Source organism: Roseateles sp. (assembly GCF_044373315.1).
GTDB lineage: Bacteria > Pseudomonadota > Gammaproteobacteria > Burkholderiales > Burkholderiaceae_C > JACDQM01.
Genome location: NZ_JBILQK010000013.1, coordinates 40826 through 65777, shown reverse-complemented (window position 1 = coordinate 65777; position 24952 = coordinate 40826). Strand labels below are relative to the sequence as shown.

General features: G+C 63.2%; 27 protein-coding genes and 2 pseudogenes. 22 read left to right on the top strand and 7 right to left on the bottom strand.

Translation table 11 applies throughout. From position 1 onward, the window contains the following. Positions 1 to 444: 444 nt before the first annotated feature. The 7 genes from soxC to soxB all read left to right on the top strand — a co-directional run bounded on the left by soxC (position 445) and on the right by soxB (position 7199). Positions 445 to 1821 carry a sulfite dehydrogenase gene (gene soxC / locus ACIQ67_RS05505; RefSeq protein WP_397533352.1) on the top strand — a complete coding sequence of 459 codons (1377 nt, stop codon included), beginning with the start codon at positions 445 to 447 and terminating at the stop codon, positions 1819 to 1821. Next, positions 1805 to 2887, top strand: coding sequence for a c-type cytochrome (locus ACIQ67_RS05500; RefSeq protein WP_397533351.1), 1083 nt, complete (start codon positions 1805 to 1807; stop codon positions 2885 to 2887). Before soxC ends, ACIQ67_RS05500 begins: the two co-directional genes overlap by 17 nt. A gap of 89 nt (positions 2888 to 2976) precedes the next feature. Further along, the gene (gene soxY / locus ACIQ67_RS05495; protein ID WP_397533350.1) at positions 2977 to 3447 is read left to right on the top strand and encodes a thiosulfate oxidation carrier protein SoxY; all 471 of its coding nucleotides are present in this window, start codon (positions 2977 to 2979) and stop codon (positions 3445 to 3447) included. A gap of 75 nt (positions 3448 to 3522) precedes the next feature. Further along, entirely contained in the window at positions 3523 to 3834 is a 312-nt protein-coding gene (gene soxZ / locus ACIQ67_RS05490) for a thiosulfate oxidation carrier complex protein SoxZ (protein ID WP_397533349.1), read from the top strand. Between the two features lie 109 nt (positions 3835 to 3943). Then, positions 3944 to 4744 carry a sulfur oxidation c-type cytochrome SoxA gene (gene soxA, locus ACIQ67_RS05485; RefSeq protein WP_397533348.1) on the top strand — a complete coding sequence of 267 codons (801 nt, stop codon included), beginning with the start codon at positions 3944 to 3946 and terminating at the stop codon, positions 4742 to 4744. 10 nt (positions 4745 to 4754) lie between these two features. Continuing rightward, positions 4755 to 5402, top strand: a complete 648-nt coding sequence (soxX, locus tag ACIQ67_RS05480) for a sulfur oxidation c-type cytochrome SoxX (RefSeq protein WP_397533347.1) — start codon at positions 4755 to 4757, stop codon at positions 5400 to 5402. Positions 5403 to 5465: 63 nt separating this feature from the next. Further along, entirely contained in the window at positions 5466 to 7199 is a 1734-nt protein-coding gene (gene soxB, locus ACIQ67_RS05475; protein ID WP_397533346.1) for a thiosulfohydrolase SoxB, read from the top strand. 129 nt (positions 7200 to 7328) lie between these two features. On the opposite strand, the gene ACIQ67_RS05470 is transcribed toward soxB, so the two are convergent. Further along, complete coding sequence (locus ACIQ67_RS05470) at positions 7329 to 7772, bottom strand: DsrE family protein (protein WP_397533345.1); 444 nt, start codon at positions 7770 to 7772, stop codon at positions 7329 to 7331. Between the two features lie 109 nt (positions 7773 to 7881). Between ACIQ67_RS05470 and ACIQ67_RS05465 the strand changes: the two genes are divergently transcribed. The 5 genes and pseudogenes from ACIQ67_RS05465 to ACIQ67_RS05445 form a co-directional block, all read left to right on the top strand. Continuing rightward, a complete protein-coding gene (locus ACIQ67_RS05465) occupies positions 7882 to 9015 on the top strand; it encodes a YeeE/YedE family protein (protein WP_397533344.1) in 1134 nt (377 codons plus the stop codon). A gap of 82 nt (positions 9016 to 9097) precedes the next feature. Then, a complete protein-coding gene (locus tag ACIQ67_RS05460; protein ID WP_397533343.1) occupies positions 9098 to 10069 on the top strand; it encodes an MBL fold metallo-hydrolase in 972 nt (323 codons plus the stop codon). Next, positions 10066 to 10566: a TlpA disulfide reductase family protein gene (locus tag ACIQ67_RS05455; protein ID WP_397533342.1), complete on the top strand. Its 501-nt coding sequence runs from the start codon at positions 10066 to 10068 to the stop codon at positions 10564 to 10566. Before ACIQ67_RS05460 ends, ACIQ67_RS05455 begins: the two co-directional genes overlap by 4 nt. Before the next feature lie 106 nt (positions 10567 to 10672). Continuing rightward, on the top strand, positions 10673 to 11188 hold the full coding sequence (locus ACIQ67_RS05450) for a Tar ligand binding domain-containing protein (protein ID WP_397533341.1): 516 nt from the start codon (positions 10673 to 10675) through the stop codon (positions 11186 to 11188). Positions 11189 to 11191: 3 nt separating this feature from the next. Continuing rightward, positions 11192 to 12235 (top strand): annotated as a pseudogene (locus ACIQ67_RS05445) (methyl-accepting chemotaxis protein); the annotation flags it as partial. Positions 12236 to 12284: 49 nt separating this feature from the next. Here ACIQ67_RS05445 and ACIQ67_RS05440 read toward each other — a convergent pair. From ACIQ67_RS05440 to ACIQ67_RS05430, 3 genes and pseudogenes are all read right to left on the bottom strand, one after another. Beyond that, complete coding sequence (locus tag ACIQ67_RS05440; RefSeq protein WP_397533340.1) at positions 12285 to 13100, bottom strand: MBL fold metallo-hydrolase; 816 nt, start codon at positions 13098 to 13100, stop codon at positions 12285 to 12287. A gap of 177 nt (positions 13101 to 13277) precedes the next feature. Beyond that, complete coding sequence (locus tag ACIQ67_RS05435) at positions 13278 to 13538, bottom strand: LysR substrate-binding domain-containing protein (protein WP_397533339.1); 261 nt, start codon at positions 13536 to 13538, stop codon at positions 13278 to 13280. Positions 13539 to 13578: 40 nt separating this feature from the next. Then, a pseudogene (locus tag ACIQ67_RS05430) lies at positions 13579 to 13833 on the bottom strand (LysR substrate-binding domain-containing protein); the annotation flags it as partial. Between the two features lie 193 nt (positions 13834 to 14026). Here ACIQ67_RS05430 and ACIQ67_RS05425 point away from each other — a divergent pair. From ACIQ67_RS05425 to ACIQ67_RS05415, 3 genes are all read left to right on the top strand, one after another. Next, positions 14027 to 14326, top strand: coding sequence for a c-type cytochrome (locus tag ACIQ67_RS05425; protein WP_397533354.1), 300 nt, complete (start codon positions 14027 to 14029; stop codon positions 14324 to 14326). A 77-nt stretch (positions 14327 to 14403) separates the two neighbouring features. After that, complete coding sequence (locus tag ACIQ67_RS05420) at positions 14404 to 14724, top strand: hypothetical protein (RefSeq protein WP_397533338.1); 321 nt, start codon at positions 14404 to 14406, stop codon at positions 14722 to 14724. 69 nt (positions 14725 to 14793) lie between these two features. Continuing rightward, entirely contained in the window at positions 14794 to 15150 is a 357-nt protein-coding gene (locus tag ACIQ67_RS05415) for an ArsR/SmtB family transcription factor (protein ID WP_397533337.1), read from the top strand. 42 nt (positions 15151 to 15192) lie between these two features. On the opposite strand, the gene ACIQ67_RS05410 is transcribed toward ACIQ67_RS05415, so the two are convergent. Then, complete coding sequence (locus ACIQ67_RS05410; protein WP_397533336.1) at positions 15193 to 15948, bottom strand: LuxR C-terminal-related transcriptional regulator; 756 nt, start codon at positions 15946 to 15948, stop codon at positions 15193 to 15195. 101 nt (positions 15949 to 16049) lie between these two features. After that, on the bottom strand, positions 16050 to 17024 hold the full coding sequence (locus ACIQ67_RS05405; protein WP_397533335.1) for an NADPH:quinone oxidoreductase family protein: 975 nt from the start codon (positions 17022 to 17024) through the stop codon (positions 16050 to 16052). 97 nt (positions 17025 to 17121) lie between these two features. On the opposite strand from ACIQ67_RS05405, the gene surE reads away from it, so the two are divergent. The 5 genes from surE to rlmD all read left to right on the top strand — a co-directional run bounded on the left by surE (position 17122) and on the right by rlmD (position 22127). Beyond that, entirely contained in the window at positions 17122 to 17871 is a 750-nt protein-coding gene (gene surE, locus ACIQ67_RS05400; RefSeq protein ID WP_397533334.1) for a 5'/3'-nucleotidase SurE, read from the top strand. Further along, complete coding sequence (locus ACIQ67_RS05395; RefSeq protein ID WP_397533333.1) at positions 17868 to 18695, top strand: protein-L-isoaspartate(D-aspartate) O-methyltransferase; 828 nt, start codon at positions 17868 to 17870, stop codon at positions 18693 to 18695. Before surE ends, ACIQ67_RS05395 begins: the two co-directional genes overlap by 4 nt. Positions 18696 to 18743: 48 nt before the next feature. Continuing rightward, positions 18744 to 19646, top strand: a complete 903-nt coding sequence (locus ACIQ67_RS05390) for a peptidoglycan DD-metalloendopeptidase family protein (protein ID WP_397533332.1) — start codon at positions 18744 to 18746, stop codon at positions 19644 to 19646. Positions 19647 to 19673: 27 nt separating this feature from the next. Next, on the top strand, positions 19674 to 20696 hold the full coding sequence (gene rpoS / locus ACIQ67_RS05385) for an RNA polymerase sigma factor RpoS (protein WP_397533331.1): 1023 nt from the start codon (positions 19674 to 19676) through the stop codon (positions 20694 to 20696). Positions 20697 to 20771: 75 nt separating this feature from the next. Beyond that, the gene (gene rlmD, locus ACIQ67_RS05380; RefSeq protein WP_397533330.1) at positions 20772 to 22127 is read left to right on the top strand and encodes a 23S rRNA (uracil(1939)-C(5))-methyltransferase RlmD; all 1356 of its coding nucleotides are present in this window, start codon (positions 20772 to 20774) and stop codon (positions 22125 to 22127) included. 69 nt (positions 22128 to 22196) lie between these two features. Here rlmD and ACIQ67_RS05375 read toward each other — a convergent pair whose 3' ends face one another. Next, positions 22197 to 22892 carry a Bax inhibitor-1/YccA family protein gene (locus ACIQ67_RS05375; protein ID WP_397533329.1) on the bottom strand — a complete coding sequence of 232 codons (696 nt, stop codon included), beginning with the start codon at positions 22890 to 22892 and terminating at the stop codon, positions 22197 to 22199. 198 nt (positions 22893 to 23090) lie between these two features. Here ACIQ67_RS05375 and ACIQ67_RS05370 point away from each other — a divergent pair, with 198 nt between their 5' ends. Continuing rightward, positions 23091 to 23495 (top strand): heme-binding protein, encoded by a 405-nt coding sequence (locus ACIQ67_RS05370; protein WP_397533328.1) that lies wholly within the window; start codon positions 23091 to 23093, stop codon positions 23493 to 23495. 296 nt (positions 23496 to 23791) lie between these two features. Beyond that, positions 23792 to 24952 carry a glutamine-hydrolyzing carbamoyl-phosphate synthase small subunit gene (carA, locus tag ACIQ67_RS05365; protein ID WP_397533327.1) on the top strand — a complete coding sequence of 387 codons (1161 nt, stop codon included), beginning with the start codon at positions 23792 to 23794 and terminating at the stop codon, positions 24950 to 24952.

Here is a 24952-nt window from a genome sequence, read left to right as displayed (position 1 = left end):
CCTGGTTCGACAAACTGGGCTTGCCCAGGCTCTCATAACCTCAAGCGCTCGAACCGCCTGGTGCGGACCCGCATGCCCGGTGGTGTGGGAGGGGTGGAGTCGATAATGGCTCACCCCTATCCCGATTCCCTCGCGCGCGAAGTCTCTTTCGCGAACCTGAGGCGCAAGACGAAATCGCAAGTTTGGGTCTGTCCATCGCGCAGGCTTGCCGCTTCCATCGCGTGGCTGTCCCGCCCGCGTGCGCCAGCGCTGTTTTCTCATGGTTGCGGGTTTACCCTGAATCTCCTCTATTCCGTTTGGTCGAATATTCGGGCATAGTGATATTTGGCTGGGGTAGGTCTTGCTGCGCCGTATCGGCATCGATGTCGATGGCAGGGATGAGCGCGCATCGGTGCTCCTTGACCCGAGCAGGTGTTGGCTCAGCGACCAATGGAAGGAGACGCCGTGAGTTCAGTTTCAAAACTTTCAGGCCGCCTGATCAAGGCGCCGGAATCGTTCCTCGACCAGGCTGGTATTCGGCGAGTTCTGGTGGAAGCTAAGGCGGGGCGGCGCGGCTTCATCCGAAACGCCTTTGCTGCAGCCACCGCAGCGGCCGCCGCGCCCGCGGTGCTGGCAACCTCAAATCCGCTGCAGACGGGTGATGGTGATCCCAATATCCTGGAACTCCCCGAGCACACCAAGGGCCTTGGCATGCCGGTGGTGACGGATGGCTACGGCAAGCCCTCAAAGTTCGAGGTCAATGTGCAACGTCGTCAGAGTCCCGGCTTGACGCAGACGACGCAGGCCTCGGTGTCCTTTGCGCCCCTGCAGTCACTGTTCGGCATCGTGACGCCGAGCGGACTGCACTTCGAGCGGCATCACCAAGGCTGGTGGGACATCGACCCGTCGAAGCATCGTTTGATGATCAACGGCTCTGACCCGTCGATGCTGAAGAAGGCGCTGGTCCTGACGATGGATGAACTGATGCGCTTGCCCTCAGTTTCGCGCTTCCATTTCATTGAGTGCGGCGCGAACACGGGCATGGAGTGGGGCAATGTGGCCGTCCCGACGGTGCAGTACAGCCACGGCATGATCAGTTGCTGCGAGTTCACTGGCGTTCCGCTGCGCATCGTGCTCGACATGGCTGGCGTGGACTACAAGCGAGCGCGCTTCGTGCTGGCAGAGGGGGCCGATGGCTCGTCGATGACGCGAACCATCCCGATGGAGATGATCGAGAGCGGCGAGGTGCTGTTGGCCTACGGTCAGAACGGCGAAATGCTCCGTCCGGAGAACGGCTACCCCTTGCGCCTGGTCGTGCCAGGTGTGCAGGGCGTTTCTTGGGTCAAGTACCTGCGCCGCATTGAAGTCGGCGACAAGCCCTATGGCGCCAAGGATGAGGCGGTGCACTACATTGACCTGATGCCTGGCGGCCTGCATCGCCAGTACACCAGCATCCAGGAGTGCAAGAGTGTGGTGACCACGCCTTCGGGCGGTCAAGTGCTGCTCGACAAGGGCTTCTACAACGTCAGCGGATTGGCTTGGTCAGGACGCGGTGCGATCAAGCGTGTGGACGTTTCGGTCGATGGCGGCCGTAATTGGCGTACCGCGCGTCTTGAAGGGCGCCCGCTGAGCAAGTGCCTGACGCGTTTCAACATCGATTGGGTCTGGGACGGCAAGCCGGCCCTGATCCAGAGTCGGGCGATGGATGACACGGGCTATGTGCAGCCGACCTATGCGCAGCTGCGTAAGGTGCGTGGCACGCGCTCGATCTATCACAACAACGCGATCCAGTCCTGGCTCGTGCAGGAAGATGGTGAGGTGAAGAATGTTCAGCTTTCTTGAACCTTCGGGGATACGTGCCTTGCTTGCGCTGGTGCTGAGCTGCTCCGCAGGTGTTGCATTGGCGCAGGTCAAGGACTTTCCAGGTATCGGTCGCGCAGCAACGCCCAAGGAAATCGCGGCGTGGGACATCGACGTGCGTCCCGACTTCAAGGGCCTGCCCAAGGGTGCTGGCTCAGTGGCGTTGGGCCAGGAAGTGTGGGAAAGCAAGTGCGCCCACTGCCATGGCATCTTCGGCGAAAGTGGCGAGGTGTTTTCGCCGCTTGTCGGCGGCACGACAGCGGGCGACATCAAGACCGGTCGAGTGGCGCGTTTGACCGACGCCAGCTTCCCGGGACGCACCACCTTGATGAAGGTGCCGACGGTGTCGACGCTGTTCGACTACATCAATCGCGCCATGCCGTGGAATGCGCCGAAGTCCCTGAGCGTGGACGAGGTCTATGGCGTGACTGCGTTCCTACTCAACCTCGGCGGCATCTTGCCCGACAACTACGTGATGTCGGACAAGAATATTGCCGAGGTCCAGCAGCGCATGCCCAACCGCAATGGCATGTCGCTGGACCACACCATGTGGCCTGGCAAGGGGCTGACCACGGCCAAGGCGGCAGATACGCGCAACACTGCGTGCATGACGAACTGCGAGACAGGCGCAAAGATCAGTTCCTTCTTGCCGGACTATGCGCGCAATGCCCACGGAAATCTGGCCGAGCAATCGCGTGGCGTCGGTGCCCAGCACGGCATCGACACGACCAAGCCGGTGGGTGAACCGGTCAAACGCGACGCAGCGATTGCCAAGCCTGCCGACCCGGCCAAACTGTCAGCAACCGTATTGCTGAACAAGTACAGTTGTACCGCATGTCACGCCGCCGAGGCAAAGCTGGTCGGCCCGTCCTTCAAGGAAATTTCCAAGAAGTATGCTGAACGCGCGGATGCCGTTGCCTACCTGACGGGCAAGATCCGGGCGGGCAGTGTGGGTGTCTGGGGCCCGATCCCGATGCCGGCTCAGTCGCTGGGCGAAGCGGATGCCGCGCTACTCGCGCAATGGTTCAAGAGTGGAGCATCGCGCTAAGCCTGCGGCGCGTGGCCTTCGGATACGGGATGACACCCATGGTGCGCCTGCATCCTTTTATTAGCATGGAGTGAACAAGGAGACTTCCCATGATCGCAAATCGTCGACAGGTCCTGAAGCAGAGCGCCACTGTGGCCTCCCTGATGGTGGCATCCGGTGTGCTTGGCCCACTAGCTCACGCCGCGGGGGCTGCTGCTGGGAAGGGTGCCTTTGACGCCAAGACCATGGCCGATCTGGTCAGGTCGCTGGGCTATGGCGCGCCGACTGAAAGCAAGGACGTTGGCATCACTGCGCCGGACATCGCAGAGAACGGTGCCGTAGTGCCGCTGGGTGCCACCACAACGCTGGCTGGCGTCAAGCAGGTGCTGCTGCTGGTTGAGAAGAACCCCTCTGTGCTGGCTGCACTGTTCAACGTGACGCCCGAGGTTGATGCGAGCTTCTCGACGCGCGTCAAGATGGGTCAATCGTCCAACGTTTTCGCAGTCGCGGTGACCAACGACAACAAGGTTCTGTTCGCGCAGAAGGAAGTCAAGGTCACGCTCGGTGGTTGCGGCGGCTGATTCGGCTGCAACGCAAACTCAGTCAAGCATTCAATCGAGCTGGGCCTCAAGAGGTTCGCTCACAAGGAGAAAGAAATGGCAGATCCGATGCGCATTCGCGCTCAAGCCGCTGGCGACAAGGCAACCGTTCGCGTGCTGATGGCGCATGAGATGGAAACTGGCCAACGCCGGGACTCGGCAGGCAAGACCATCCCGGCCTGGTACATCACCGAGGTCAGTGCCGCGCTCAATGGCAAGGTTGTTATGACGGCGGAGTGGGGGCCTTCGGTGTCCAAGAATCCGTTCCTTCAGTTCGCCATCAAAGGCGCCAAGGCTGGTGACAAGGTTTCGGTGACATGGACCGACAACAAGGGCGAGAAGCGCACCGACGAGGCTGCTGTTTCCTGACTCTGTGGGCATTGAGATCCGGCCCGCATGCGCGGGCCGTTCTCTCCTTGTGCTGTGACGCGCGCGCCTTACCCTCTAGAACCAAGATAAGCAAAACAGGAGACAGAGCATGAAGCTTCCGAAGGTCCTTCTTGCCATCAGTTGCGCGCTGACGCTGCCGATGGCGCAGGCTCAGAAGAGTGCGGCTGATGGCATCGCGGAATACCGTGCCTTGCTGGCCGATGGCAATCCCGCTGAACTGTTCGAGGCCAAGGGCGAGGGTATCTGGAAGACCAAACGCGGGCCGAAGAATGCGTCGCTTGAGGCCTGCGATCTGGGTAAAGGGCCAGGTGTCGTCAAAGGGGCTTTCGTCGAATTGCCGCGCTGGTTCAAGGACACGCAGCGCGTGCAGGACATGGAGTCTCGCTTGCTGACCTGCATGGAAACCCTGCAGGGGCTGGATCCGGTGGCGATCGCCAAGACGCCTTTTGGCCGCGGTGAACAGGCCAATATGGAAGCGCTGGCGGCCTGGATCTCGGCAGAGTCGCGTGGCATGAAGATGAGTCTGCCGCAGGGCCATGCCGATGAGCGCCGCATGTATGAGCTCGGCAAGCGCGCCTTCTTCTATCGCGGCGGCCCGATGGATTTCTCCTGTGCCTCCTGCCATGGGGAGGAGGGCAAGCGAATCCGGCTGCAAGACTTGCCGATCCTGACCAAGAATCCGGGAGACGGCGTTGGCTTCGCGGCCTGGCCGGCGTACCGGGTGTCCAGCGGTGAGATGTGGAGCATGCAGCGCCGCTTGACCGACTGCTTCCGCCAGCAGCGCTTCCCTTATCCAGGGTTTGCTTCGGATGTGACGATTGCTCTGGGCGTCTACATGGGCGTCAACGCCAAGGGCGCCGAATCTGTGGCCCCGGCTATCAAGCGCTGAAGGAGACATGATGCGAATGACCACAATTGCAGCAGCCAGTGCGGCTGCCGTCACCCTGGTGCTGGCCGGATGTAGCGTTGTGCCTAGCTCAGCCGAGCTCGATGCGCAGGCCGCAGCGATGATGAAGGCCTCGTTCCGCGACGAGGGCATCGCCACCATGAAGCGGCTGGACCAGGACCTGGGCCAGCAAGCCTGCTCGTCCGACAAGCAACCTAACGAAGCAGTCGCCAAAAAGATCGAAGAAGAGTCGATGGCGACGATTCGCTGGCCGGCCGGAGGCCAGTACATCGGCGATTGGCGCGAGGGCGAGAAACTGGCGCAGAGCGGTCGCGGCATGACCTGGACCGACCGCTCCGCTGCACCCACGGCCAACGGTGGCAACTGCTACAACTGCCATCAGATCAGCAAGGAAGAGATCTCCTTCGGCACCATCGGACCGAGCCTCTACAACTACGGCAAGATCCGCGGCGTGAAGGATGTCGCCGACCCCGCAACGGCGGCAATCGTTCAGTACACCTGGGGCAAGCTGTGGAATTCCAAGGCTTACAGCGCCTGCTCCAATATGCCGCGCTTCGGCCATGCCGGACTGCTTGATGAGACACAGCTGCGTCACATCATGGCGCTGCTGCTTGACCCGAAGTCACCGGTCAACCAGTAACCCATCGCAGTCAGCCCGCTTCGGCGGGCTTTGTTTGAAGTTAAACATAAGCGAACACTTATCATGAATCTGAGCAAGCGTGATTTCCTGCAGGTCATGGCTGCCGCCTCGGTGGCGGGCATGGGGCTGGGGCGTTATGCCGAGGCCGATGCCGCCACAGCTGAGCAGGGGCTGTACGACTTGCCCCGCTTTGGTCAGGTTTCCTTTCTGCACATGACAGACTGCCATGCGCAACTGAAGCCGATCTACTTCCGCGAGCCCAATGTGAACCTGGGTATCGCTGGCATGCAGGGCAACACACCGCATGTGGTGGGAGAGAAGCTGCTCAAGAGCATCGGCGTGCGTGCCGGCACGGCACAGGCCCATGCCTATACCTACATCGACTTCGAACGTGCCGCGCGCCGCTACGGCAAGGTGGGTGGTTTTGCGCATCTCTCTACGCTCGTCAAGCGCATGAAGGCCAGCCGGCCGGGTGCCTTGTTGCTGGATGGTGGCGACACCTGGCAGGGCTCTGCCACCTCGTTGTGGACCAATGCGCAGGACATGGTTGATGCCTGCAAGCTGCTCGGGGTGGACGTGATGACCGGCCACTGGGAGTTCACCTATGGCATGGAGCGGGTCAAGGAAATCCTGGAGAAGGATTTCAAGGGCAAGCTCGATTTCGTGGCGCAGAACGTCAAGACCAACGACTTCGGCGACCAGGTCTTCAGCCCCTATGTCATTCGCGAAATCAACGGCGTGAAGTGCGCCATCATCGGCCAGGCCTTCCCTTACACGCCGATCGCCAATCCGCGCTATATGGTGGCGGACTGGGCCTTCGGCATCCAGGACGAGAATATGCAGGCCATGGTCGACGAGGCGCGCGGCAAGGGCGCCAAGGTCGTTGTGGTGATTTCCCATAACGGCATGGATGTAGACCTCAAGATGGCCTCGCGCGTGCGCGGCATCGACGCCATCATGGGCGGTCACACGCATGACGGCGTGCCGGTGCCCGTGCTCGTCCAGAACGCCGGTGGCAAGACCATCGTCACGAACGCGGGCAGCAATGGCAAGTTCCTGGGCGTGTTGGACTTTGAGCTGAAGGACGGCCGGGTCAGCGACTTCCGCTACAAGCTGATGCCCATCTTCTCGAACATGCTGAAGGCCGATCCGGAGATGGACGCCCTGATCAACAAGATTCGGGCGCCTTACGAATCCAAGCTGTCGGAGAAGCTGGCCATCACCGACGGACTGCTGTACCGGCGCGGCAACTTCAACGGCAGTTGGGACCAGTTGCTGGTGGACGCATTGATGGATGTGCAGGGCGCCGACATCGCCTTCTCGCCGGGCTTTCGCTGGGGCACCAGCCTGCTGCCCGGCGATGTGATCACGCGTGAGTTGATGATGGACCAGGTCGCCACCACTTATTCCTATGCCACCGTCACTCAGATGAGCGGCGCCATGATCAAGACCGTTCTGGAAGATGTCTGCGACAACCTGTTCAACCCGGACCCCTACTACCAGCAAGGCGGTGACATGGTGCGCGTCGGTGGCCTGACCTATGCGTGTGAACCCGGCGCGGGCATGGGCAGGCGCATCCAGGACATGCGCCTGAACGGCAAGCCGATCGAGGCTGGCAAGAATTACCGTGTGGCCGGCTGGGCGCCGGTGGCTGAAGAGGCAGCCAGCATGCCCGGCACCCGCATGGTGTGGGATGTGGTCGAGCAGTGGCTCAAGTCCAAGGGGCGAATCACGCCGCGCAAGATCAACACGCCGCGTCTGATCGGTGTCAGCGGCAATCCAGGCATCGCGCTCTGAAACAGTTTCAGCACCTGCATTTGAGGCAATTGAGCCGGCATTGCTGAACGCGATGGAAGCATCGGCATGCGGCCCGGTCCAAAGCATGAACAGGCACTGTAGGGCCTGTTCATGCGATGGCTCTTTTCTTCAGGGCTTCAGGTAGACAAAGCCTTCGCGCGCCTGAAGCCGGGTCACTTCAGCAACGCCCGACGGCACAACCTTGGCCTCCATCGCCACGCGGTCCGCAGAGATCTTGCGCGAGACAAGCGTGTTGTTGCAAACACGGAACTCGACGCCGCGCCCCGACAACTCACCGATGGTCCCCGCGAACGTCTGGCCTTGAGCGTTCTCGGCGCCGTCCAGCAGGAAGTCAATGCCCGGGCCATGGGTCACGACAACGATCCTGGTCTTTGGTTCGGCGTTCAGATGGTTGCGGATATTGCCGATGGCTCTCGACGCCTGCTGCACGCCTTCGCTGAGGTGGTAAACCACCTTGAATCCGGCATCGTCAGCGTGTGCAGCGCCCGTAGCGGCGAGCCCCATAGCGACGCCCAGCAGGCTGCGCAAGTGAAATCTTCTGGTGTTTGACATACATCGCTCCTCAGCCGGATATCCGGGGTGTAAATTAGCCATTGCGCATACTAGGAATTAATGCCATGTCCTGGCGAATGGCACACGGGCTGACGCCGACAAAATCATGATGCCGATTGACTCCCTCATCGACGCTCTCGGGCAGTCCAAGGCCTTGGCTTTGGGCGGGCTGTCGATCGGCTTCTTTTTCGGCTTCTTTGCCCAGCGCTCTCGATTCTGCCTGCGCTCGGCCACCATCGAGTTTTCGCGTCGAGCGCCTGGTGGCAAGTTAACGGTCTGGCTGTTCGCCTTTGCGATCGCTCTGCTGTCGACCCAAGGGTTGATTGCGCTGGGATGGCTGGATGTCAGCAGCGCGCGGCAGCTGGCGGCGCGTGGCAGCTTGTCGGGCGCCGCCATAGGTGGCGCGCTGTTCGGCATCGGCATGATCCTGGCACGCGGGTGCTCCAGCCGCCTGCTGGTGCTTGCCGCCCAAGGCAATCTGCGCTCGGTACTGTCCGGGCTGGTGTTCGCGGTGACGGCGCAGGCCGCTTGGTCGGGCGTGCTCGCGCCCTGGCGGGAACAGATCTCCGGTTGGTGGACGGTGGAGGGCGGTACGGCCCGAGACCTGATCGCGATCAGCGGCCTGGGGCGCACGGGCGCCCTGCTGTTCGGAGCCTTGTGGCTGATCGCCGCGGTCCGCTGGGCCCGCCATCAACGCGTGCCGGCCTGGGGCTGGGCCGGTGCCAGCATGGTGGGCTTCAGCATCGCGGCCGCCTGGTGGTACACCGGCTCGGTCGCGGCCGCCGGGCTCGAAGCCGCGGCGGCGCCAGTGCAGAGTCTCAGTTTCACCGGCCCATCGGCCGAAGTGCTGGTGCGTGTGCTATTCGCACCGGACAAGGCGCCGACCTTCGATCTGGGTCTGGTTCCTGGCGTCTTCCTGGGCTCCTTCGTGGCTGCGGCGCTGTTCCGTGAACTCAAGCTCGAAGGCTTTGCTGGCGGGGCCAGCATGCGCCGCTATCTGATCGGCGCCGTGCTGATGGGCTTTGGCGGCATGCTGGCCGGTGGCTGTGCGGTCGGTGCGGGCCTGTCCGGCGCGGCAGTCTTCACCATCACTTCCTGGGTCACGCTGTCGGCCATGTGGGCCGCTGCGGCGCTGACCGACTGGCTGGTGGACCAGCGCGGCGAGCAGTTCGGTCGGGAAGCGGCACCGGCCGATCAAGCGATGCCCAGCCGCAGCTTTTCAAACCAGGGTCTGCGTCTATGAGCCGAGCGGACAGCGTTGAAGCGGCGCAGCAGCGAGTGGCCAGCGCGACGACAGACGCCGCCGCGCGCCAAGCGAGATAGCGATGACATTCCTCCTCCAACACGCGTTGCGCCGCAAGCGCAGCTTCGTCACCGCGCTGGCGGTGGCTGCGCTGGCTGCCATGCAGACGCCTGCAGCACTGGCTCAGAAAGTCCAGGCCGTGCAGGTGGCGCCGCAGACCTGGATGGTGCAAGGCGAGTCCGCGCTGGGCTCGTCCGCGAACCGCAACTTCATCTCCAACGCCGCCTTTGTCGTCACCGATGACGGCGTCGTGGTCGTGGATGCACTCGGCTCACCGGCGCTGGCGCTGGAGTTGATGGCAGAAATCCGGCGCATCACTCCCAAGCCGATCAAGCACCTGATCATCACGCACTACCACGCCGACCACATCTACGGTCTGCAGGAGTTCAAGGCCGCTGGCGTGCAGTTGATCGGCCAGAAGGACGGCCAGCTGTATCTGCACTCCGAGACCGCCGAGTTGCGCCTGAAGGCCAGCCGCGAGGAGATGCTCCCTTGGATCGACGAGAAAACCCACTTGGTGCCGGCCGACCGCTGGGTGAGCGGGATCACGACCCTGCGTCTGGGCGGGCTGGACTTCGTGCTGCAAGCCGCCGGGCCTGCGCATACGCCGGAGGATCTGGTGGTCTATGTGCCGCAGCTCAAGCTGCTGGTGGCGGGCGACCTGGTGTTCCGTGGTCGCGTGCCCTTTGTCGGACAGGCGGACAGTGGCAGCTGGATCGCGGCGCTGGATCGCCTGCTGGCCTTCGACACGGCAGTGGTCGTACCCGGCCATGGCCCGGTGTCGATGACGGCCCGCGATGACCTGCAGCTGACGCGCGACTATCTAGCCTATCTGCGCCAGACCATGGGCGATGCCGCACGCGATCTTGAGCCGTTCGAGGAGGCCTACGCCAAGACCGACTGGTCGCGCTTTGCCAAGCTGCCGTTGTTTGGCGTGGCCAACCGCATCAATGCCTACAACACCTATTTGCTGATGGAGCAATCAGCCAAATGACGCTGCGTCGAAGAGATCTGCTGCCGGCGATGGCGCTGGCACCTTGGGCGCTTGGCGTGCAGGCCGCGCCGCCCGCACGTGGCGAGGCGGTGAATTGGCCGCAGCAGCTCAGCCTGCTGGATGGTCGCGCCTGGACGACCGAGCAGTGGCGTGATTGCGCGGCTGTGATCGTGTTCTGGTCCTTGCACTGCGGCTTTTGCGAGCGCCACAACGTGCATGTCGAAAAACTGCACCGGGCGGCGGCTGGCAAGCGCCTCAGCGTGCTGACCGTCGTGGCCGAGTTTGACGCTGACGCCGTGCGGCGGCGCATGGCACAGCGCGGCTGGACATTCCCCGTGACCTTGGGCCGCGAGCCGCTGGCTGCTGCGCTGGGCGCGCGGCGCAGCGTGCCGCTGACCGTCACGGTCGATCGAAAGGGGCGCCTCAGCGAGGTGATCCCGGGCGAGATGTTTGAGGCGGATGTGCTCGGCTTCATGCAACTCGCCGAGCGCGGCTGAAGGACGTTTTTGCGCCCCAAAGTGGTGCTTGTTTTATTGATTCGGCAAATTGATCAAAACTATCATTGGTTGCATCAATTCTTGCGCCGTTGACCTTGGATAGAGCATGCTGAACAACTTCCGGATCTCGCAACGTTTCGTCACCATCATGGCCATGTTCTGGCTGAGCTTTGGTGTGCTGGCGAGCTTGGCCCTCTGGGGCTTGTTCGTTGGTGCCGACAGGCTTGACTATGTCGCAAAGCAGCGTCTTTCGACCGTAGCTCAATTGCATGCGGTACTCAAGAACAACCAGGCCAACCGCACCGAAGTACTACTGGCCTTCCAGCACGCCCCGACGAGTCCGTTGGCAGCGATTCACGAGCATCCCGTCAGCCTGCACCTGGATTTGATCGTGAAGCGCCGCGCCGAGAACGATGAAGCTTGGCCGAGGCTGGGTGCTGGCTTCATCAGTCCAGAAGAAAAAGCCCTGTTTGAGGATGCCGATGCTAAACGTAAGGCTTGGACGGCCCGGGTCGATGCGACCCTGGCGGCGATGAAGGCCGGCGATTTTTCGGACACCGTCATGGCCTCTTTTTTGCAGGCTGGGCGCCGAGAAGGCATGGCCTTGTTTGATGCGCTGTAGGGGCTGAGCAAGTTTCAGCAGGAGCGCGCAGTGGCTGCTGCCGAGCAGGCCAAGCAGCGCGCTCAGGCTTTGCTCGCTGTCTTCGTGGCGCTGGCCTTGTTGGTTGGCCTGCCTGCGACCTGGATGTTCTTCGGGCTGCTGGCACGCATCCGCTCTGGCTTTGCCAAGGCTGACGCGCTGTCCACCTCGATTGCCGCCGGGGACCTGAGCCAGGCGGTGCAGGCCGATGGCCGCGACGAGATCGGTCATCTGTTGGGCCAGATGGGACTGATGCGCGAGCGGCTGCTGAGCCTGATCCGCGAGGTGCGCAGCGCCGCCGATGGCGTGCAAACAGCAGCCGACGAAGTGGCCTCGGGCAATATGGACCTCTCCGGCCGCACCGAGCAGACCGCCAGCCAGCTGCAGCAGACGGCCAGCACGACGGACGAACTCAGCACCACGGTGCGGCAGAACGCCGATAACGCGGGTCAGGCCAATCAGCTGGCGCAGGGCGCCAGCGAGGTGGCCGGGCGCGGCGGTGCGGTGGTCGGCGAAGTGGTGGCGACGATGCGCGGCATCAATGACAGCAGCCGCAAGATTGCCGACATCATTGGCGTCATCGATGGCATTGCCTTCCAGACCAACATCCTTGCGCTGAATGCAGCCGTCGAGGCTGCGCGGGCCGGCGAGCAGGGCCGCGGCTTCGCCGTGGTGGCCTCCGAGGTGCGCAGTCTCGCGCAGCGCAGCGCAGCTGCGGCGCGCGAAATCAAGACGCTGATCTCGACCAGCGTCGAGCATGTCGAGCAGGGTACGGTGCTGGTGGATCGCGCCGGCAGCACCATGCAGGAGGTGGTGGATGCGATTCGCCGCGTCAGCGACATCGTGGCCGAGATCAGCGTCGCCAGCCGCGAGCAGAGCGAAGGTGTCAGCCTGGTCGGCAATGCGATCACGCAAATGGACCAGAGCACGCAGCAGAACGCCGCGCTGGTCGAGCAGAGCGCCGCCGCCGCAGCCAGCCTGCGCGAGCAGGCTAATCAGCTGGTGGCTGCGGTGTCAGGCTTCAAACTGCCCTGAGCGGCGCTATTCTGCCGCGGCGACAGCCTCACTCTCGCTCCAGCTACAGATAGGTGCGGCTGGTATTGCCAGGCATCAGCTCTGCCGCATTGAGCAGTCGCATGAAGAGCCTAGCGTCGAAGCTCCGCACTGCCGGGCTGACGTCCTGGCCCTCATCGACGGCCTGCTTCATGTGCTCGCGCAGCGCGAACAGATAGGCCTGGGTGCCGGCCTTGGCGGTAGCGACGTCGGTGGGCGCGCCATGGCCGGGCACAAGCACCCTTGGCTTTAGCGCTTCGATTATGGCGGAGGTCTGCAGCCAGTGCTTGGTGTTGCCGACCGGCAGCACGCGCGACATGCGCTGCGTGTAGACCACGTCGCCGCTGAAGAGCACGCACTGCTGTTGCGGCCAGACCCTCCTGTCGCCGGGGGTGAGCGCGCTGCCGCGGTGCTTGAGCTCAATGCGCAGGCCCCCGAGCTCCAGGCTCTCGTTCTCGCCACTAATCCAGCGCGTTGGCAGCGTGCCGTCGGCCTTGGCAGCGAGCACCACGCGCAGCCCTTGCAGATACTCGCTGCCGCGGCTTTGCATATCAGCCTGCCCATTGGCATGAGCTACCAGCTCGGCGCCCTGGGCCTTGAACAAGCCGTTGTCGAGCCAACGATGATCCTGCCCGCCGGTGTTGACGACCGACTTGATACGCGTAGCGCCAACCTTGGCCGCCGCCGTGGCGAAGGCCTGCGCCGACTGCCAGGTCGCGCCGCTGTCGATGAGCAGCGTGCCCTCGGGCGTGAGCACCAGGCCGAGATTGGCATTCAGCCCCTCGTTCTCGCACGTTCGTGCGCCTATCTCGCCGACGAAGGTGCGGACGCCAGCGGCCACAGGCTTGAACTCTACATCGACAGCGAGAGCCGGTGCAGCGAGTGTCAGGCTTAGGACGAGAGCGCTGGCGGTCGTCTTGAATATCGTGAACTCCGTTGAGGTGGGGGTCAGGCAGGCGGCGACGCGTCCGATCGAGGGACTGGCGGATTGATGGTCTCGTGCGCCAGCAGGTGCTGGTCATACTGCTGCATGAGGCGCCTCGGCATGCTCCGGCACGAAGTGCCGAAAATCTTCCGCGGCTGGTGACAACAGCTTGCTCTGCATGCGCACCAGGTTCCAGATGCGCATCGCCGGCGTGTGCTTGACGGCCAACAGCTTCAGCGCCCCGGCGCACAGTTCCTGGCCCAGCTTGTGCAAGGACAGGAGAGCCACGCCCATGCCGGCGTTGGCGGCGTGCTTGATGATCTCTCGTTGCTGGGCATCTCCATCGCGATGCACGGCGACAGATTGTGGTCGCGGAAGAGGGGGCCATCACATTGCGGTTGCCGGAGCCGGCCTCGCGGGCGATGAAGCGCTGATTCACCAGCGCCTCAAGCGGCACATGGTCACGCGCGCCCAAGGGGTGCTCAGGCGCTGCGACAAAAAACTGCGGATGTGCTGCAATGGGCTCGGCCGAGGTTGCCGCTCCTTGGGCAGGTGACCCATCGCCGCCAGATCCACCTCGCGATCTGCCGCAGCGCCACCAGCTGCACCAGGCTTTGGCAGACCGAGTGTTTGACCTCGATGCCCGGATGTTCGTCGTGAGAGTACGGGGGCAACTGCGGTACGAAGCATTTGGCGGCGCAGCGCTGTCGTTGAGCGATCTGTGGGAGCTTACGTACTAGCCCTGAGATGTGACTTTGCGACTTCGAATATCATCGACTACGCATAAACGGATTGACCCAATCCAAGCAAGCTGGAGACAAATCTTGAAGCAGATCCTTTCGATGTCGATGGCCGCCGTGTTCGGCCTGTTCGCCGCGCTGCCGGCCCATGCGAATCTGGCGCTCGCGCAGAAGAACGCCTGCATGGCCTGCCATGCGGTTGACAAGAAGCTGGTCGGCCCGGCCTACCAGGAGATTGCCAAGAAGTACGCGGGTCAGGCAGATGCCCCGGCTAAGCTGGCCGACAGTATCCGCAAGGGCGGTTCCGGAAAGTGGGGCCCGGTGCCGATGCCGGCTCAGCCAGCGCTGAGCGAAGCCGACGCCAAGACCCTGGCCGCCTGGGTGCTGGCCGGCGCCAAGTAAAACGCCAGAGCGCCGCGATCCAGCTGCTCTAACATCAACTCCTGGGGACGATGCTCGGCCCTTGGGAGTTGATTACTATGCGCAGCCTGATCATCGTTCTTGCGGCATCCTTGGCCTGCTCATGGAGCCAGGCGCAAGCGGGTGCTGAGATCTTTCGCGATGCTGACCTTGCCTTGGGTCAGCGCCTGATCAAGGAGCACCGCTGTGCCGAGTGCCATGTCCGCAAGGTTGGTGGCGACGGCTCTGCGCTCTACAAACCCATGGGCCGTGTCAACACGGCGGGCTTGCTCAGGGGCATGGTCGAACAGTGCAACACCGAGTTGAGCCTCGGCCTGTTTCCTGAAGAGGTGACAGCGGTGGCTGCTGTCCTCAACCGGGATCACTACCGTTTCAAGTGAACTGGCGCAGATCTTGTATATCGTTAATTGCGAATACAATCGTGAACCGCTCACTTGGCTACCGTGACCATGGAAGACCGTAGCACCGAAGACCGGGTTTTCGACTCGGTTGCTGAACTGTTTTCGCTGCTGTCCACGCCGATCCGCCTGAAGATCATCAGCGCGGTGTGCCAGCGCGAAAAGAACGTGTCCGAACTTCTGGGTGAGATTGACACGACGCAGCCCAATATGTCGCAGCATCTGGCAACCCTGTATCGAAGCGGTGTGCTGCACAAGCGCCGTGAAGGCACGCAGATCTACTACCGTCTGCAGAGTGAGCGCGTCGCCGCGCTGTGCCGGGCGGTCTGTACCCAGGTGGCCATCGAGATGGACCCCGAGAGCAAGGTCGAAGCCAAGGAAAGGCTGATGCCAGTTTCGTTGCGCTGAGTCAGTGCTGGCGATACACCTGCAGCGCTTCAGCGGTGGCCCCTACACCAGGCCTTGCTTGCTCGCCAGAACCGCCGCTTCGGCGCGGCTCGACACATTGAGCTTTTTGTAGATCGACTTGATGTGATCGTTGACGGTGAACCACTTGATGCCCATCAGGTTTGCGATCTCCTTGATCGTGAAACCCTTGCTCAGATAGGTCAGCACCTCGTTCTCACGCGGGGTCAGGCGCTCCCACTCGGGCGGCGGGTCGAGTGCCACGCTGCGGCCGGTACTGGGTGCGGCACTCGACGACAGCGGGCCGAAGCCTGAGTTGAGTGCGGCATTGAGGCTCATCGGCCCACTGTCGCCTGTGGCCCCAGGGCGGAAGTGCGAGAGCAGTCGTCGTGCGATGGCCGGCGACAGCGGCGGTTGGCCGCGGACGATGCGTTGCAATTCTTCGACCAGGACTTCGAAGCGGTCTTCCTTGAGCAGGTAGCCATCGGCTCCGCATTGCAGTGCCGGGAAAAGGTGGTCGTCATCCGAGTACAGGGTGGTCACGACCTTGACCGAAGGCGTGCCGCCAAGCTCGGCCAGAAACTCCATGCCGTTGCCGTCTGGCAACTCAAGATCGACTAGCACCAGCTTGAAGCCACCTTCTGCGCTGGTCTGGGCCAATCGCGCCACGTGCCTGCGTGCGCCTTCGAGATCTCCGGCTTCCACAATCTCCATCTCGTCACTGAAGCTCTCACGCACGACGCGGCAGAGAAAACTCCGCGCGACGGGGTTGTCTTCGATGATCAGGACTTTGACTGCCATATTGAGCGGCTCCACATGGCCGGCATCCTAGCGCACAAGTCCATGCGCCCATGCCCCGCATAAGCAGGGCAGCGACAGCAAGTGTTGTGCTGCGGCGGCACTCAGCAGCTCAATACCACCTTGCCGACCACCTGGCGGCTGCTCATGCGCTCAAAGGCTTTGGGCAGTTCGGCCAGTGGAAGCACGCAATCCAGCACCGGCTTGATGCGGCCCTGTGCGTACCAGGCTGCCAACTCACCGAGCATGGCAGCGTTATGTTGCGGCTCACGCTTGGCGAACTCGCCCCAGAACACGCCGACCAGCGACGCACCCTTCAGCAAGGCCAGGTTCAGCGGCAGCGCTGGGATGGTGCCCTGGGCGAAGCCGATGACGAGATAACGCCCGCGCCATGCGATCGAACGGAACACCGGTTCGGCCAGGTCGCCGCCCACCGGGTCGACGACCACATCCGGGCCACGCCCCTCGGTGAGGGCTTTCAACTCTTCGCGCAACTGACCCTTGCTGTAGTTGATGACTGCGTCAGCACCGAGTTCTAGGCAGCGCTTGGCTTTGTCGTCCGACGACACAGCGGCGATTACCTTGGCGCCCGCGGCCTTGGCCACTTGAATCGAGGCGGTGCCGACGCCGCCGGCAGCACCGAGCACCAGCACGGTCTCGCCGGGCTGCAGAGCAGCGCGATCGATCAACGCATGGTGGCTGGTGGCATAGGTGCAGATGAAGGCCGCCGCGTCTTCGAAGGCGAAGTCAGCCGGCAGCGGCATGGCCAGCACTGCGGGGATGCAGGCATGAGTGGAGAAGCCGCCAGTGCCGGCGAATGCCGCGACCCGGTCGCCCGGTTTGAAGCCCTTGACGCCGTCACCGACGGACTCCACCACGCCGGCGAATTCGGTGCCCGGCACGAACGGCGTCGGCGGCTTCATCTGGTACTTGCCCTGGACGATCAACAAGTCGGGGAAGTTGAGGCTGGCCGCCTTGATCGCCACGCAGATCTGGCCCGGAGCGGGCGCGGGGGTAGGCATGTCCTTGAAGATCAGGGCTTCGACGCCGATCGGGTTTTCACACAGCCAGGCTTGCATGGTCATCGCTCCAGTGTTTTCGAATGTGCCGAATGATCATAGGCAAGCGAGGGTTCTTGTGAGGTCACCGAGGTGACGCGCTGCCTACAATGGCACCATGCGAATCCTGATTGCAAACGACGACGGCTATCTGGCCCCCGGGCTTCATGCGCTGGTGAAGGCCTGCCAAGGCCTGGGCCAGATCGATGTGATCGCGCCCGAGCAAAACGCCAGCGGCACCTCCAATGCGCTGACACTGAGCCGGCCGCTCTCGGTCTTCACTGCGGCCAACGGCTTTCGCTACATCAACGGCACGCCGTCGGACTGCGTCCATGTGGCGCTGACCGGCTTGCTGGACTACCGGCCCGATCTGGTGCTGTCCGGCATCAACAACGGCGCCAATATGGGCGACGACACGCTGTACTCCGGTACTGTCGCGGCGGCCACCGAAGGATTTCTCTTTGGCATCCCGTCGATTGCTTTCTCGCAGGTCGAGAAGGGTTGGGGTGAGCTGGACGCCGCCGCTGCGGCTGCGCGTGCCATCGTCGAGCAAGTTATACAGGGCGGGCTGGACAAGGCCTTTCTGCTTAATGTAAACATGCCTAACCGCGCCGATGTGCGCAGCCTGCCGCGCCGAATCACGCGGCTGGGGCGCCGCCATGCCAGCGAGCCGGTGATCCGCCAGACCAATCCGCGCGGCGAGCCCATCTACTGGATCGGCCCGGCCGGCGATGCACGTGAGGCCGGCGACGGCACCGACTTCCACGCCACGGCCAGTGGCATGGTGTCGATCACGCCTTTGCAAGTCGATCTGACCGACCACGCCGGACTGTCTGGCTGGCATGGCCGCCTGGGCGCAGCCGAATGAACTCCCAAGCGCCCAAGCGGCGGTTCCCGCTGGCGCTGGACAAGGTGGGCGCACGTGCTCCGGCCCCGGCTTCAGCGCGTGATCTACTGATGCCGCAACGCCATCTGCGCGAAGCTGCGGCCGATGCTGCACGCCAGGTTGCCCCCAGTGGCCTGGGGCTCGACTCGGCCGGCGTGCGACTGCGCATGGTGCAGCGCCTGCAACGCGAAGGCCTGCGGGATGAGCGCGTGCTGCAAGCGATGGCGGATGTACCGCGACATGAATTCGTGGACACCGCGCTGGCGATTCAGGCCTACGAGGACACAAGCCTGCCGATCGGACATGGGCAGACCATCTCCAAGCCCTCGGTCGTCGGTCGCATGATCGAGTTGCTGATGGCCGCTGTCGCCGCAAGGGACGGGAATCTCGGGCGGGTGCTGGAAATCGGTACCGGTTGCGGCTACCAGGCTGCGGTGCTGGCCCGTCTGGCCCGGCATGTCACCAGCATTGAGCGGCTCAAGCCCTTGCATGACAAGGCGCGCCATCACTTGACGGCGCAGCGGCTGAACCATGTGCGCCTGATCTACGGTGATGGCCGGCTGGGGCACAAGCCTGGCGGCCCCTACGAATGCATCATTGCTGCCGCAGGCGGCGAAGACCTTCCCCGGGCCTGGCTGGAACAGTTGGCACCGGGCGGGCGTCTGGTGGCGCCCATGCTTGATCCTTCCGGCCGCGGCCAGGTTCTGGTTGTGGTCGATCATGTGGTGGAGGCGGGTGCCAGCCGTATCGTCCGCACGCTGCATGAGCCCGTCCTGTTCGTGCCCCTAAAATCTGGCGTCATGTAAGGACTGCGGCGCTTCGCCGCAGCCTCTCTTCCTCCAGGCTCAGAACGCATGCAAGCGAACCTCACGAAAACCCCGGCATCCCTGTTGTTGATGATTGCGCTGAGCGCCGTGCTCGCGGGTTGCGCTTCGCCCAAGCACCGTGCGCCGGTTGAGGATCGCCCTGTAGGTGCTCAGGCCCGGACGACGCCAGCCGTGGCGCCGGCGGCCGCTGCGCCGGTCGTCGAGGCCAAGCCTGCGCCCGGCGCCGAGAACGAGGGCAAGCCCGGCTACTACACGGTCAAGCCCGGCGACACGCTGATCCGGATCGCGCTCGAGAATGGACAGAATTGGCGCGATATCTCGCGCTGGAACTCCGTCGAGAACCCGAACCGCATCGAAGTGGGTCAGGTCTTGCGCGTGTTGCCCCCGAGTGTCGATGCCGGTGCGGTGAGTACCAAAGCGGTGGCGTCCCCCAGAGTTGAGAGTCGTCCGTTGGACAGCCGACCCACTCCTGCTGCAGCGTCGGCCGCGACTCCGGCGCCGGCTCCGGCTCCGACGCCAGTGTCCGCCGCGCCTGCGGCCGCAGCAGCAGCAGGCGCTGACGATGACCTGACTTGGGGCTGGCCGGCTGCCGGTAGCGTGACCAGCGGTTTTGACGAGCAGAAAAACAAGGGGCTGGCCTTCGGTGGGCGCGCCGGTGATCCGGTGCTTGCCGCCGCCGATGGTCGCGTGGTTTATGCCGGTTCAGGCTTGCGCGGATACGGCAATCTCGTCATCATCAAGCACAACGCCACTTACTTGACGGCCTATGCGCATAACCAGTCGCTGCTCGTCAAGGAAGACCAAGCGGTGCGCAAAGGCCAGAAGATTGCTGAAATGGGTTCCAGCGACGCAGACCAAGTCAAGCTGCACTTTGAAGTGCGCAAGCAGGGCAAGCCGATTGACCCTGCCAAGCTGCTGCCGTCGCGTTGAGTTCACTCATGAGCGAGGTGTTTGACGATGAAACGCGCAGCACCTCAGTCTCGATCAGCGCCTTCCATCCCACCAGCTCTTCTGGCGTCCAGCGACGCTGGTGAATCGACCGAGGATCACGCGCCTGTCGCTGATTCGGGCATTGACGATGGCGAGGCCGAGCTTGTGCGGCGCGGCCTGACGCCAGCAGCTGACTTCGATCCCGGCAACGCCCTGCAGGCCTATCTGCGCGACATCCGCCGTACGCCGCTCTTGACGGCCGAGCAGGAGTATCAGACCGCGGTACGCGCCCGCGCGGGGGATTTCAAGGCGCGCCAGGCCATGATCGAGCACAACCTGCGTCTCGTGGTCAGCATCGCGAAGAACTATCTCGGTCGCGGCTTGCCATTAAGTGATCTCATCGAAGAGGGCAACCTGGGTCTGATGCACGCGATCGGAAAGTTCGAGCCCGAGCGCGGCTTTCGCTTCTCGACGTATGCGAGCTGGTGGATTCGACAAGGCGTTGAGCGTGCCTTGATGCATCAGGCGCGCCTGGTGCGATTGCCCGTGCATGTGGTGCGCGAGCTGAATCATGTGCTCAAGGCTCGCCGTGCGCTGGAAGCGCTGCGTGCTCAGAATGGCGCTGAATCCAGCGTCAAGGCGGAGGACATTGCGACCCTGCTCGGGCAGCCGTTGGCGCATGTGGCCGAGCTGCTGGCCTACGCCGAACTGCCCAGTTCGCTGGATGCGCCGGTCGATCGCAATGCCGAGGCGGGTGAGTCCATGGTCGACATGGTGGCCGATGAGCATGCCGTCGATCCGATGGGCATGCGCCTTAGTCATGAGATCGAAGCCCTGCTTGAGCATGGGCTGGCCAGTTTGAACGAGCGCGAGCGCGAAGTGCTGGCCGGGCGCTATGGGCTGAGTGACCGTGAGCCCGAGACCTTGGACGTGCTGGCCATCCGACTTGGACTTACGCGCGAGCGTATTCGCCAGATTCAGATCGAGGCGCTGAACAAGCTTAAGCGCAACATGATGCGCCGGGGCGTCAGCCGCGACTCCATTTTCTGACGCAGCGCTGCAGGTGCACGCGCGCCGGCGGCATGCCATGCCGGGCAGGCTGTTGCGGGCAGGGATAATCGGGCCATGACTCAAGTATCCGAATGGCTCAAGGTCGAGTCGCTGGATCTCGAGGCCCAGGGCGTCGCGCACAACACCGAAGGCAAGGTCGTCTTCATCGAGGGTGCGCTGCCGGGCGAAGAGGTGCAGGTGACGGTCGGCCGCAAGAAGAACAACTGGGAACAGGGCACGATGGTGGCGATGCGGCGCGAGAGCTCGCAGCGCGTTACGCCTGGCTGTCCCAATTTCGGCCTGCACGCAGGCGCCTGTGGTGGCTGCAAGATGCAGCACCTGCACCCGGCGGCCCAGGTTGCCGTCAAGCAGCGTGTGGTTGAAGACAATCTTTGGCATCTTGGCAAGGTCAAGCCCGAGACTTTGTTGCGCCCCATCGAGGGGCCGGCCTGGGGTTATCGCTATCGGGCGCGCTTCTCGGTTCGCTACGTGGCCAAGAAGGGCCAGGTCCTGATCGGCTTCCACGAGCGCAAGAGCCGCTACGTGGCTGACATGCTGGTCTGCAAGGTCGTGCCGCCGCAGGTCAGCGACATGCTGCTGCCGCTGCGCGAACTGATTGCCAGCATGGAAGAACGTGACCGCTTGCCGCAAATCGAGTTGGCCATGGGCGATCAGGTGATTGCGCTGGTGCTGCGCCATCTCAATCCGCTGGGCGAGGGCGACCGCGCCAAGCTGCGGGCGTTTGCGGCCGCTCATCCTGGCGTTCAGTGGTGGCTGCAGCCCAAGGGGCCGGATACCGTTCAACTGCTTGATGAGGGCGGTCCGGAGCTGGCTTATGCCTTGCCTGAGTTCGGCGTGGTGATGCCATTCAAGCCTACGGATTTCACGCAGGTCAATCCACACATCAACGGCGTTCTCGTGGGGCGGGCGCTGCGTCTCCTGCAGGTGCAGCGCGACGAGCGCGTGATCGATTGGTTCTGCGGACTGGGTAATTTCACATTGCCGTTGGCGACACAGGCGCGCGAAGTGCTGGGTATCGAAGGCAGCGAAGCCCTGGTGCAGCGCTCACGCGAGAACGCCAAGCGCAATGGGCTGGACCAGAACACCGCTTTCGTGGCGCGCAATCTGTTCGAGATGACGCCGGCCTTGTTGGCCGCCGATGGCAATGCCGACAAGTGGCTGGTCGACCCGCCGCGCGAGGGTGCGTTCGCGCTGGCCAAGGCGATTGCCGACATCGTTCAGGACCCGAGCCTTGCGCCCGGCTGGTTGCCGCCCAAACGCATCGTCTATGTTTCGTGCAACCCAGCGACCTTGGCGCGAGATGCGGGCCTGCTGGTGAATCTGGCGGGCTATCGCTGCACCGCGGCGAGCGCGGTGAACATGTTTCCGCACACGGCCCATGTGGAATCGATCGCGGTGTTCGAACGCTGATCCACGCGCCGCGCCACAAGAAAGAAGGGGCCCTTGCGGGCCCCTTGGTTCTTCCGATGTGCTCGGTGGTCAGTCGCGTTCGCCGCCGAAGATGCCCAGCAGCGAGAGGAGGCTCTGGAACACGTTGTAAACGTCCAGGTAGATTGCCAGTGTGGCGGAGATGTAGTTGGTCTCGCCGCCATCGATGACACGCTTGATGTCGTACAGCATGAAGGCCGAGAACACCGCCATCGCCAGCACCATCAAAGTCAGCATCAGCGCGGACGACTGCAGGAAGATGTTCACCAGGCCAGCCACCAGCAAGATGATGGCGCCGACGAACAGGAACTTGCCCATGCCGGACAGGTCGCGCTTGATCACCGTGGCCAGCGTTGCCATCGCGAAAAAGATGGCTGCTGTGCCGCCGAAGGCCGTCATGATCAGACTGCTGCCGTTCCTGAAGCCCAGGATTTGCGCCAGCAGGCGCGACAGCATCAAGCCCATGAAGAAGGTGAAGCCGAGCAGGGCATAGACGCCCATGCTGGAGTTCTTGGTCTTCTCGACTAGGAACATCAGGCCAAAAGCGCCGGCGAAGAACAGGATGGTGCTCATGCCGAAGCCCATCTTCGCCATGATGCCGGTCGAGACGCCGACCCAGGCTCCCAGCACGGTGGGCACCATGGACAGGGCCAGCAGCCAGTAGGTGTTGCGCAACACGCGCTGGCGGTCGGCCGCCAAGCCGGTGCCATAGGCGCTACCGTATTGTGTTTGCAGGCTTTCGTTCATAGATCCTCCATTCAAGTTGCGTCAGACGCTTGGCCGTTGCGGCGTGCATGCCGTTGCCAAGCGAATTCTAGAGCTCATCGCGCGCGCTTGCTCCCGAGCGCGCTAGGCAATTCCCCTAGCAGGGTGTTTTGTCCTGAGCGGCTGAATGCGGCTCAGGTCAACCGATAAAGTGAGGCCTTTTCCAACAGGATCAAGCCCATGAAGCAAAAGCCCTACCTGAGCTCGGAAGAGGTGAAGAAGATTGCAGCCGCCGCGGAGGCTGAGGCGAGTGCGAACCAGTGGGCGGTCAGCATCGCCATCGTCGATGACGGCGGCCATTTGCTGTGGCTGCAGCGCCTAGACGGCGCCCCGGCCATCTCGGCACAGATTGCGCCGGCCAAGGCCAATACGGCTGCACTGGGTCGCCGCGAATCCAAGGTCTATGAAGACGTGATCAATCAGGGGCGGGTCTCGTTTCTGAGCGCGCCGGGCCTGAGCGGCTTGCTCGAAGGTGGTGTGCCTGTGATGGTGGATGGGCACTGCATCGGTGCGGTCGGAGTCAGCGGGGTGAAGTCGACCGAAGATGCGCAGATCGCGCGCGCAGGCATTGCCGCATTGGGGTGAGTGACGCCGTACTGGCCCACGCGAGCTTGGCCGCGTGAGTCGGTGGCGTGGCTGCTGGACTGATGGGGCGCACAGTCTTGTGAGCGAGCATGTCTCGCGTCCAAGAGCCCGCCGAAGTGCCTTGGTGATTACCCTGCTGGGTTATACTCCACAGGTTTACCCGCAACCCACCGCCCCCCCCAGCGAAACCTCTTCCGTTTCCTTCACCGGACTCAGGCTCGACCTGGCCGCGCCAAACGCGCGCGCCAGGTTCCCAAGGAGCAGAGCTGGGCGCGCGCACAATAACGGAGTTACCCGTGCTGCCCGATCTGCTCTCATCCCCCCAAGCGATCCTCGCCCTGGCAGACGGCACGGTCTTCAAAGCCACCTCGATCGGCGCAGCCGGTCATACCGTTGGTGAAGTGGTCTTCAACACTTCGCTGACCGGTTACCAGGAAATTCTCACCGACCCGAGCTACTGCCGGCAGATCGTGACTCTCACGTATCCGCATATCGGCAACTACGGCGTCAATGATGAGGATGTCGAGGCTTCGAAGATCCATGCCGCTGGCCTGATCATCAAGGACCTGCCGATCCTTGATTCCAATTTCCGCAAGACCCGCAGCCTCAGCCAATATCTGAAGGATGAAGGCACGGTCGCGATCTCCGATCTTGATACGCGTCGGCTGACGCGCGTGCTGCGCACCACTGGTGCACAGAACGGCTGCATCCTGGCGCTGGCCGCTGGCGAAAAGATCACTGACGCCCACATTGCCGACGCAGTCGCCAAGGCCAAGGCGGCGCCCAGCATGGCCGGCCAGGATCTGGCCAAGGTGGTGAGCCGTACGCAGAGCGAGATGTGGACCCAGACCGAATGGACGCTGGGCGCGGGCTACGGCGAACTGAAGTCGCCGAAGTTCCATGTGGTCGCCTACGACTTCGGCGTCAAGCACAACATCCTGCGCATGCTGGCCTCGCGCGGCTGCAAGATCACCGTGGTGCCGGCGCAGACGCCTGCAGCCGAGGTGTTCAAGCTGCAGCCCGACGGCGTCTTCCTGTCCAACGGCCCTGGTGACCCGGAGCCCTGTGATTACGCCATCAAGGCCGCAGCTGAGCTGATCGAGGCCGGTATCCCGACCTTCGGCATCTGTCTGGGTCACCAGATCATGGCGCTGGCCTCGGGTGCGAAGACCTTCAAGATGAAGTTCGGCCACCACGGCGCCAACCATCCGGTCAAGGACCTGGACAACGGCCGCGTCTCCATCACTAGCCAGAACCACGGCTTCGCGGTCGATGCCGACTCGCTGCCCGCGAACCTGCGCCCCACGCACATCAGCCTGTTCGACGGCACGCTGCAGGGCCTGGCTCGCACCGACAAGCCGGCCTTCTGCTTCCAGGGCCACCCGGAAGCCAGTCCCGGCCCGCACGATATTTCCTATCTGTTCGACCGCTTCATCGGTCTCATGTCCAAGGCCTGA

Excerpts from the sequence above, each read along its gene's own strand:
- rlmD (WP_397533330.1), top strand. The coding sequence starts at position 20,772 with ATGACTCAAGTATCCGAATGGCTCAAGGTCGAGTCGCTGGATCTCGAG.
- rpoS (WP_397533331.1), top strand. The coding sequence starts at position 19,674 with ATGAAACGCGCAGCACCTCAGTCTCGATCAGCGCCTTCCATCCCACCA.
- soxZ (WP_397533349.1), top strand. The coding sequence starts at position 3,523 with ATGGCAGATCCGATGCGCATTCGCGCTCAAGCCGCTGGCGACAAGGCA.
- ACIQ67_RS05410 (WP_397533336.1), bottom strand. The coding sequence starts at position 15,948 with ATGGCAGTCAAAGTCCTGATCATCGAAGACAACCCCGTCGCGCGGAGT.
- ACIQ67_RS05465 (WP_397533344.1), top strand. The coding sequence starts at position 7,882 with ATGCCGATTGACTCCCTCATCGACGCTCTCGGGCAGTCCAAGGCCTTG.
- soxX (WP_397533347.1), top strand. The coding sequence starts at position 4,755 with ATGCGAATGACCACAATTGCAGCAGCCAGTGCGGCTGCCGTCACCCTG.
- ACIQ67_RS05395 (WP_397533333.1), top strand. The coding sequence starts at position 17,868 with ATGAACTCCCAAGCGCCCAAGCGGCGGTTCCCGCTGGCGCTGGACAAG.
- soxB (WP_397533346.1), top strand. The coding sequence starts at position 5,466 with ATGAATCTGAGCAAGCGTGATTTCCTGCAGGTCATGGCTGCCGCCTCG.
- ACIQ67_RS05370 (WP_397533328.1), top strand. The coding sequence starts at position 23,091 with ATGAAGCAAAAGCCCTACCTGAGCTCGGAAGAGGTGAAGAAGATTGCA.
- soxY (WP_397533350.1), top strand. The coding sequence starts at position 2,977 with ATGATCGCAAATCGTCGACAGGTCCTGAAGCAGAGCGCCACTGTGGCC.
- surE (WP_397533334.1), top strand. The coding sequence starts at position 17,122 with ATGCGAATCCTGATTGCAAACGACGACGGCTATCTGGCCCCCGGGCTT.
- ACIQ67_RS05375 (WP_397533329.1), bottom strand. The coding sequence starts at position 22,892 with ATGAACGAAAGCCTGCAAACACAATACGGTAGCGCCTATGGCACCGGC.
- ACIQ67_RS05450 (WP_397533341.1), top strand. The coding sequence starts at position 10,673 with ATGCTGAACAACTTCCGGATCTCGCAACGTTTCGTCACCATCATGGCC.
- ACIQ67_RS05500 (WP_397533351.1), top strand. The coding sequence starts at position 1,805 with ATGTTCAGCTTTCTTGAACCTTCGGGGATACGTGCCTTGCTTGCGCTG.
- ACIQ67_RS05455 (WP_397533342.1), top strand. The coding sequence starts at position 10,066 with ATGACGCTGCGTCGAAGAGATCTGCTGCCGGCGATGGCGCTGGCACCT.
- ACIQ67_RS05470 (WP_397533345.1), bottom strand. The coding sequence starts at position 7,772 with ATGTCAAACACCAGAAGATTTCACTTGCGCAGCCTGCTGGGCGTCGCT.
- ACIQ67_RS05415 (WP_397533337.1), top strand. The coding sequence starts at position 14,794 with ATGGAAGACCGTAGCACCGAAGACCGGGTTTTCGACTCGGTTGCTGAA.
- ACIQ67_RS05420 (WP_397533338.1), top strand. The coding sequence starts at position 14,404 with ATGCGCAGCCTGATCATCGTTCTTGCGGCATCCTTGGCCTGCTCATGG.
- ACIQ67_RS05405 (WP_397533335.1), bottom strand. The coding sequence starts at position 17,024 with ATGCAAGCCTGGCTGTGTGAAAACCCGATCGGCGTCGAAGCCCTGATC.
- ACIQ67_RS05390 (WP_397533332.1), top strand. The coding sequence starts at position 18,744 with ATGCAAGCGAACCTCACGAAAACCCCGGCATCCCTGTTGTTGATGATT.
- ACIQ67_RS05460 (WP_397533343.1), top strand. The coding sequence starts at position 9,098 with ATGACATTCCTCCTCCAACACGCGTTGCGCCGCAAGCGCAGCTTCGTC.
- soxA (WP_397533348.1), top strand. The coding sequence starts at position 3,944 with ATGAAGCTTCCGAAGGTCCTTCTTGCCATCAGTTGCGCGCTGACGCTG.
- ACIQ67_RS05425 (WP_397533354.1), top strand. The coding sequence starts at position 14,027 with ATGTCGATGGCCGCCGTGTTCGGCCTGTTCGCCGCGCTGCCGGCCCAT.